This is a genomic window from Mesorhizobium sp. M4A.F.Ca.ET.090.04.2.1 (assembly GCF_003999085.1).
Lineage (GTDB): Bacteria > Pseudomonadota > Alphaproteobacteria > Rhizobiales > Rhizobiaceae > Mesorhizobium.
In genome coordinates this window covers 1-7,003 of the sequence record NZ_RZOT01000314.1, presented here as the reverse complement: position 1 = coordinate 7,003, position 7,003 = coordinate 1, and the positions used below count along the sequence as shown (strand labels likewise).

The following is a 7,003-nucleotide window of genomic DNA, read 5'->3' as shown; positions in this document are numbered from 1 at the left end:
ACAGTCGGTGTGCAGCCAGAGCCTTTCGGGCCGATATGACCAGACCGCGCGAAGCGACCGGTCAAGCAGGAACGGCCCGAGCCGACGGCCCTGGAAAGCGGGCACAAGCCCGAAATGGGTGAGCTCGACAACGGATTGGCCAACGCCGTTGAACTCGCACAGGCCGGCCGCCTCGCCGTCGACGCGCAGGACATGGACATGCGTCGCCGGACTGGCGAGCAGCCGTTCAAGCTCCCGTGGCTCCATGCGCAGCCGTTGATCCCACTGCAGCGGCTCGCCGACGGCGCGGTAGAGGCTGACATAGCCTCCGATATCGAGCGTTTCCCGCCCCACCGTCGCACCCGCCAGCCGGGCAGCAATGCCCTCGCCGGACGGCGGCTCGGTCATCTCCATGTAAGTGACGAGAAGGTCGACCATGGCACTCACTGGTGCCGTATTAGAGCGGGTTTTCGGCGTAGAACTCCAGCACGCGCTGCTTGAAGCTCTTATCGCCGACGGCCAGCATATGGTCGCGGCCCTCGATGTGGAATGCCCTTGCATTCGGCATCAACGCCGCCAGTTCGTCCGGCGAGCCGCCAATGTCGTCCTTGGTGCCGACGGCGATCAGGGTCGGCTGGAAAATCCGCGCCATGTCACCTTCGCTGAGCAGTTCGCGCGAGGTGGCGATACAAGCGGCAAGCGCCCGGCGGTCGCTGCGCGTCTGGTCGGCGAAGGCGCGAAACGAGCGGCCGCGCGGATGCGTCGTCGCCGCTGGATCTTCGGCAAGAAGTGCCGCCGCGATCGGGTCCCAGTCGCCGACACCGTCGACCATGCCGATGCCAAGGCCGCCGAACACCAGCGTCGCCACCTTGTCCGGGTCGGACAGCGCCAGGAAAGCCGAGATGCGCGCGCCCATCGAATAGCCCATCACATGGGCCCGTTCGATACCGAGATGATCGAGCAAGGCTGCCCCGTCGGAAGCCATTTTCGCCGGCGTGTAGTCGGCCTCGTTGTAACTCTTCGATGACGAGCCGTGACCACGGTTGTCGAAGGCAATCGCCCGGTAGCCGGCATCGTTCAGCGTCTTGAACCAGCCGGGCGACACCCAGTTGACATAGTGGCTGGAGGCAAAGCCGTGGATCATCAGCACCGGATCGCCGTAGCCCGATGCCGGCTGGCGATCGAGATAGGCAAGGTCGAAACCGTCGTGCGAAAAATACTGCATCGGCAAAGGTCCGGATTGTTCAGTTGGGATCGACGCTCGGCGCATCGCCCTTGTCCGGCGCCGGCCTGGCCGGCCCCGACGCCGTGCCGATGGCCGGATGGCGCAACAGGTCGCCGTCCGCGATACCGTCCTTGGCGGCCGTGCCTGCCTTGAGCTCGAGCACGAAGCGCACCGGTTCGCCGGGCGAGATGATCGCCTCGGACTGCGGCTCGCCGTGCAAGATTGCCCGGATCCTGCCGTCCTGCCCGACGAAGATCAGGTCGAGCGGCATCGGCGTGTTCTTCATCCAGAAAGTCAGGTCCCTGGACTCCTCGAACACGAACAGCATGCCGTGATCGTCGGCCATCTGCTGGCGGAACATCAGGCCAGCCTCTCGCTCATCGGATGTGTCGGCGATCTCGATCGAAAAGGAGCGTTCACCCGATTTCGTCACCGCCACCAGCGGCGTCGGGTCGACGGGCAGGATCATGGCCTGACCATCGGCCGAAGTCGGCCGCTGTGAATAGAAATAGACGGCGGCCGCGATGACGAAAGCCATCGCGACGCAGACCGCGCCAGCCGTCAGCCAGTTCCTGTGAAGCATGCAAGATCCTCGGCCGGACTGCGCTTAATGCGAGACCGGCAAGGTGCCCATATCCGGGTGAATTTCGGCAGCCATAAGGCCCTTGTCGCCGCGGCCGAAACGAACCAGCACGACCTGACCGGGCCTGAGCTCGGTGATGCCATAGCGCCGCAGCGTCTCCATGTGGACGAAAATGTCCTCGGTGCCCTCGCCCCGGGTCAGGAAGCCGAATCCCTTGGTGCGGTTGAACCACTTCACCAGCGCCCGTTCGAGTCCGCTCTCCGGCGCCACGGTGACATGTGTGCGCTGCTCCTGCATCTCGGCCGGGTGCACCGCCGTGCTGGCATCCATGGAAAGAACGCGGAAGGCCTGCAGGCCGCGCTCGCCCTGCTTGACCAGGCAAACGACACGCGCGCCTTCCAGCGCGGTCTGGAACCCGTCCTTTCGAAGGCATGTCACATGGAGGAGGATATCACCGGAGGCACCATCGTCCGGAAGAATGAAGCCGTAGCCCTTGGCCACGTCGAACCATTTGATCGCGCCGGCGATTTCGACAAGGTCGGCGCCCTCGCCGCCGCTGTCGCGCTTCAAGGCGCCGTCAAGGCTTCCGTCCCGCCCCGTAAAAGAGGCCTTTTCCCCCATAAGAATGCCCCCTTTTTTCAACACAACCGCAACTGATTCTTGACATCAGATTAACACCGCGGCTTCCGGTGTGTGCAAGACCTGACGTGCCTTTTTTCACCGTTGAACACTGGAATACCTCATTTGTCGTTTGCCGGCATGTCCGCAACCGGGGTGACGTGTCCTAAAATCGGACTGTGCCGCGCTCCGGCTCGGCTTGACTGTCGGATTGCCCCTCTTGCTCCGGCGTTCCGGCGATTGCCCTTTGGTCGGGTGGCCCCTATGTTCCGCCGCGACGCAACGCCCGGAGAAAGATCCCATGCGCTATCTGCACACCATGGTCCGCATCGCCGACATCGATGCCTCGCTCGACTTCTACTGCAACAAGCTCGGCCTGAAGGAAGTGCGCCGCTACGAGAACGAGCAGGGGCGCTACACGCTGATCTTTCTCGCCGCGTCGGGAGACGAGAAGAGCGGCATCGCGGAGAAGGCGCCGCTGGTCGAATTGACCTACAATTGGGACCCGGAGGACTACAAGGGTGGCCGCAATTTCGGCCACCTCGCCTATGAGGTCGACGACATCTATGCCACCTGCCAGCACCTGATGGACAGCGGCGTCACCATCAACCGGCCGCCGCGGGACGGCAACATGGCCTTCATCCGCTCGCCGGACGGGATCTCGATCGAGCTGCTGCAGAAGGGCCCGGCAAAGGCCAAGGCCGAGCCTTGGGCCTCGATGCCGAACACAGGCAGCTGGTAGGCGTTTCGCCAATCCCACGGCAATTTAACCGCCAAGCTCTGGCGCTTCGCCAGACGGCGCCTATCTATCCGCTCATGACGCCAGCTTTACGAGGCTGGCGTTTTTCTTGATCCGCCGGGAGAAATTCATCCATGCCGACCAGTCGCGCCGATGTCGCCACCGAACATGCCAGCCGCTACCTGCAGCAACTCTGCAAGCACTGGGCGCACAAATTTCCGGTCGAGTTCGACCCGCACCACGGCGCTATCGACCTGACGTCGCTGGGACGCACGGTGATGGAGGCCGATGCCAAAGCGCTCCATATCGCCGTGGCAGCCGACGACGCGACATCGCTCGAACGCCTGGAAACGGTCGTCGCCGACCACATCAAGCGCTTTGCCTTCCGCGAGGAACTGACCTTCGACTGGCAGAAGGCCGCGTGAGCCGATTGGCGTCAAGCGCCTGTCTGGCCCGCCATCTCGACCAGCGCCAGCACCGAGCGCCAGTTGCGGGCTGTGCCCGGCACTTTCAGGGTGCGTGGAATGAGATTGGCAAACACTGATTTTCCGAGCCCCTCCGGCGCATGCAGGTAAAGCACGTCGCGCTTGACCTCGAAGCGCTCCGGGCCGGTGCATTTTTCGGCGAGCCGCGCGATCTCCTCGGTCGTCGGCCCGCGCTCCAGCACATAGGCATGCAGCTTGGTCGGATCGTCGGAGACCTCCGGATAGGGATTTTCCTTCACCAGCCGCACGAACCAGCCGGCATCGCGCACCATGATGCGCGAATGGAACCCCCATTGCTTCTCGAAGGCGGCCTCCAGCTTTTTCGTCAAACCGGCGGCGTCGCCCTTTGCTGACCGGAACACGACGTTGCCGCTCTGCACATAGCTGACCACATCGGAAAAGCCGAGTTCCTCGAAGAAGGTCCGCAACTCCGCCATCCTGACAATGCGGTTGCCGCCGACATTGATGCCGGAAAACAGCGCGACGAAGACCGCTCCTTTCCCGCTCATATGATAAACCCGGCCAGCGTCTCGTTGTCGGTGATGTCCTGGTATTGCACGCCTTCGGCGTCGAAATTCGCTCTCAGCAGATCGAAATTGCGGCGGTCCTTGGTCTCGATGCCGATCAGCACCGAACCGAAATTGCGCGCCGATTTCTTCAGATATTCGAAGCGGGCGATGTCGTCGTCCGGCCCCAGCATTTCGAGGAAATCGCGCAACGCGCCCGGCCGCTGCGGAAAGCGGATGATGAAGTATTTCTTCAGCCCTTCGAAGCGCAGCGCCCGCTCCTTGACGTCGGGCAGCCGCTCGAAATCGAAATTGCCGCCCGAAACCACCGCGACGATGGTCTTGCCCCTGATCTCCTTGCGGGAAAAATCCTTGAGCGCATCGATCGCCAGGGCGCCTGCCGGCTCCAGCACCACGCCTTCAACGTTGAGCATCTCGATCATGGTCGCGCAGAGCCGGTTCTCCGGGATCAGCCGCACCGCATCGGCGGCAAATTCCCTCAGATGCCGCAACGGCTCACGGCCGATCTCCGCGACAGCGGCGCCGTCGACAAAATTGTCGACCTTGGAGAGCTTGATCCGTTTGCCTGAGGACAGGCTCTCGCTGAGGCTCGGCGCGCCTGCCGGCTCGCAGAAGACAAAACGCGCCTCGCGATGCTGGTCGGCGAAGTAGTGCGTCACACCGGCGGCGAGACCACCGCCGCCGACCGGCAGCATGACGACATCGGGCATGCGCGCGCCCGGCATTTGGTCCGCGATCTCATAGGCAACGGTCGCCTGTCCTTCGATGATGTCCTTGTGGTCGAAGGGCGGCACCATATGCGCGCCGCCGCTTTCCGCGAATTCGAACGCGGCGCGATAGCAATCGTCGAAGAAGTCGCCGACCAGCCTGATCTCGACGAAGTCGCCGCCAAACAGCCGCGTCTTGTCGATCTTCTGCTGAGGTGTAGTCACCGGCATAAAGACCACGCCCTTTTTGCCAAAATGGCGGCACACGAAGGCAAAGCCCTGGGCGTGATTGCCGGCGGAGGCGCAGACGAACAGCTCGGCGTTGTTGCCGGCGGCCAGCGCCTTGCGGAAGAAATTGAAGGCGCCACGGATCTTGTAGGAGCGTACCGGCGTCAGGTCCTCGCGCTTGAGAAGCACCCGCGCCCCGGTTTTCTTCGACAGATAGTCGTTTTCCTGCAGCGGCGTTTCCGGGAAGATCTGGCGAATAGCGGCGGCGGCGGTGGCAACGCGAGAAGAAAAACTGTTCATGGCAAATTGTCCCGAAGCGCACTGGGCGGGTTGATGTAAGCCTATTGCACATCCGGTCCCGCAAGGCCATTGTCCGCCGGCCATGAGCCCCGCTACCGGCATTCCCGGTATTTGCAAGCACTTGGAGGCGTTTGTTCATGCCTGTCGCGTCGGTTGCCCTGAAAACCATGTCGCTGCCGGAATTCGGCGAGCCGACGGTGATGCCGCTCATTCCACGCGCCACTTACGAGGCGCGCATCGAAGCGCTGGTTGCGCGCGGCTTGAAGGCCGGCTTCGATGGCTTCGTCATCTACGGCGACCGCGAGCATGCCGCCAACGTCGCCTATCTCTGCGGCTACGACCCCCGCTTCGAGGAGACGCTGCTGGTCATCGTTCCCGGCAGGGAAGCAAAACTGCTGGTCGGCAATGAGGGCTGGGGCTATGCCGAACTCTGCGGCGGCCCCTATGAGCGCGTCCTCTACCAGACCTTTTCGCTGCCGGCGCAGCCGCGCGACCGTTCCGACGCGCTGCCGGACATCCTGGCCGCTTGCGGGCTGAGGTCGGGCCACCGGATCGGCGCCATAGGCTGGAAGTCGTTCGGCGCTGGCGATGCCGGCTTTGGCGAGGCGACGCTCGACCTACCCTCCTTCATCGCCGACACGCTGCGCGCGCTCGCCGGCAACAACGGCGCGGTCCGGAATGCGGCCGATCTCTTGATGAACCCTGCCGACGGCCTGCGCGCGATCAACGAGGCCGATCAGCTTGCGTCCTTCGAATTCGCCGCGACCTTCTCCTCGCAAGGCCTGCGCAACGTGCTCCAGGGCATCGAACCCGACATGACCGAGCTGCAGGCGGCGCGGCTGATGGGCATCAACGGCCTGCCGCAATGCTGCCACCTGATGCTGTCCGCCGGCAGGCGCGCCCCCTATGGGCTGCCGAGCCCCCGCCTCGACATCATCAAGCGCGGCGATCCGATCACCATGGCCTACGGCATCCAGGGTTCGCTAAACGCCCGCGCCGGCTTCCTGGTCGAGAGCGCCGCCGAGCTGCCGCGGGGCATAAGCGATTACATCGAAAAGCTTGTGGCGCCCTATTTTTCCGCCGCCGTCGACTGGTACGAGACTATCGGCATCGGTGTCGCCGGCGGCGCGCTGTGGAAAGCGGTGCACGAGCGCATCGGCGACCCGTTCTTCGGCGTTGGTCTCAATCCCGGCCATCTCATTCATATCGACGAGTGGATGCATTCGCCGGTGTTTTCAGGCTCCGGCATCCAACTGAAATCGGGGATGGCGCTGCAGGTCGACGTCATCCCCGCAACCGGCACCGATTATTTCACCACCAACATCGAGGACGGCATCGCGCTCGCCGACGAACCGTTGCGCGAGGAGATCGCCGCGCGCTATTCGGAAGCCTGGAGTCGTATCGAGGCGCGCCGCGCCTTCATGGGCGATGTGCTCGGCATCCGGCTGAAGCCGGAAGTGCTGCCCTTCTCCAACATTCCCGCCTTCCTGCCGCCGTTCTGGCTTTCGCGCAACAGTGCAATGGCCGTCGCCGGGCGCTGATCACTTTTCGGCTGGACACGACTTACTTCCGCCGCACTTCGGCTGTCGGGGAGATATCGCGGTGGGTGGAC

The 7,003-nt window shown here is 63.6% G+C and carries 9 protein-coding genes; 3 read left to right on the top strand and 6 right to left on the bottom strand.

Annotated elements, in window-relative coordinates; all coding sequences use genetic code 11:
• The 4 genes from EN781_RS21005 to EN781_RS20990 form a co-directional block, all read right to left on the bottom strand.
• Positions 1–417 (bottom strand): GNAT family N-acetyltransferase (locus EN781_RS21005; RefSeq protein WP_127400292.1); only part of this gene is annotated, 417 nt, incomplete at its 3' end.
• A gap of 19 nt (positions 418–436) precedes the next feature.
• A complete protein-coding gene (locus EN781_RS21000; protein WP_126054345.1) occupies positions 437–1,204 on the bottom strand; it encodes an alpha/beta hydrolase in 768 nt (255 codons plus the stop codon).
• A 19-nt stretch (positions 1,205–1,223) separates the two neighbouring features.
• Complete coding sequence (locus tag EN781_RS20995) at positions 1,224–1,787, bottom strand: DUF192 domain-containing protein (RefSeq protein WP_126054344.1); 564 nt, start codon at positions 1,785–1,787, stop codon at positions 1,224–1,226.
• A 24-nt stretch (positions 1,788–1,811) separates the two neighbouring features.
• Entirely contained in the window at positions 1,812–2,408 is a 597-nt protein-coding gene (locus EN781_RS20990; protein WP_126054343.1) for a cold-shock protein, read from the bottom strand.
• Positions 2,409–2,706: 298 nt separating this feature from the next.
• Here EN781_RS20990 and EN781_RS20985 point away from each other — a divergent pair, with 298 nt between their 5' ends.
• Together EN781_RS20985 and EN781_RS20980 are read left to right on the top strand one after the other, a co-directional pair.
• Positions 2,707–3,147: a VOC family protein gene (locus EN781_RS20985; protein ID WP_126054342.1), complete on the top strand. Its 441-nt coding sequence runs from the start codon at positions 2,707–2,709 to the stop codon at positions 3,145–3,147.
• A gap of 131 nt (positions 3,148–3,278) precedes the next feature.
• Positions 3,279–3,569, top strand: a complete 291-nt coding sequence (locus EN781_RS20980) for a DUF2218 domain-containing protein (RefSeq protein WP_126054341.1) — start codon at positions 3,279–3,281, stop codon at positions 3,567–3,569.
• 11 nt (positions 3,570–3,580) lie between these two features.
• Here EN781_RS20980 and EN781_RS20975 read toward each other — a convergent pair whose 3' ends face one another.
• Together EN781_RS20975 and ilvA are read right to left on the bottom strand one after the other, a co-directional pair.
• Positions 3,581–4,138 carry a DUF1697 domain-containing protein gene (locus EN781_RS20975; RefSeq protein ID WP_126054340.1) on the bottom strand — a complete coding sequence of 186 codons (558 nt, stop codon included), beginning with the start codon at positions 4,136–4,138 and terminating at the stop codon, positions 3,581–3,583.
• Positions 4,135–5,391 carry a threonine ammonia-lyase IlvA gene (gene ilvA, locus EN781_RS20970; RefSeq protein WP_126054339.1) on the bottom strand — a complete coding sequence of 419 codons (1,257 nt, stop codon included), beginning with the start codon at positions 5,389–5,391 and terminating at the stop codon, positions 4,135–4,137. Before ilvA ends, EN781_RS20975 begins: the two co-directional genes overlap by 4 nt.
• Positions 5,392–5,528: 137 nt before the next feature.
• On the opposite strand from ilvA, the gene EN781_RS20965 reads away from it, so the two are divergent.
• Positions 5,529–6,932, top strand: a complete 1,404-nt coding sequence (locus tag EN781_RS20965) for a hypothetical protein (RefSeq protein ID WP_126054338.1) — start codon at positions 5,529–5,531, stop codon at positions 6,930–6,932.
• The last annotated feature ends 71 nt before the right edge of the window (positions 6,933–7,003 follow it).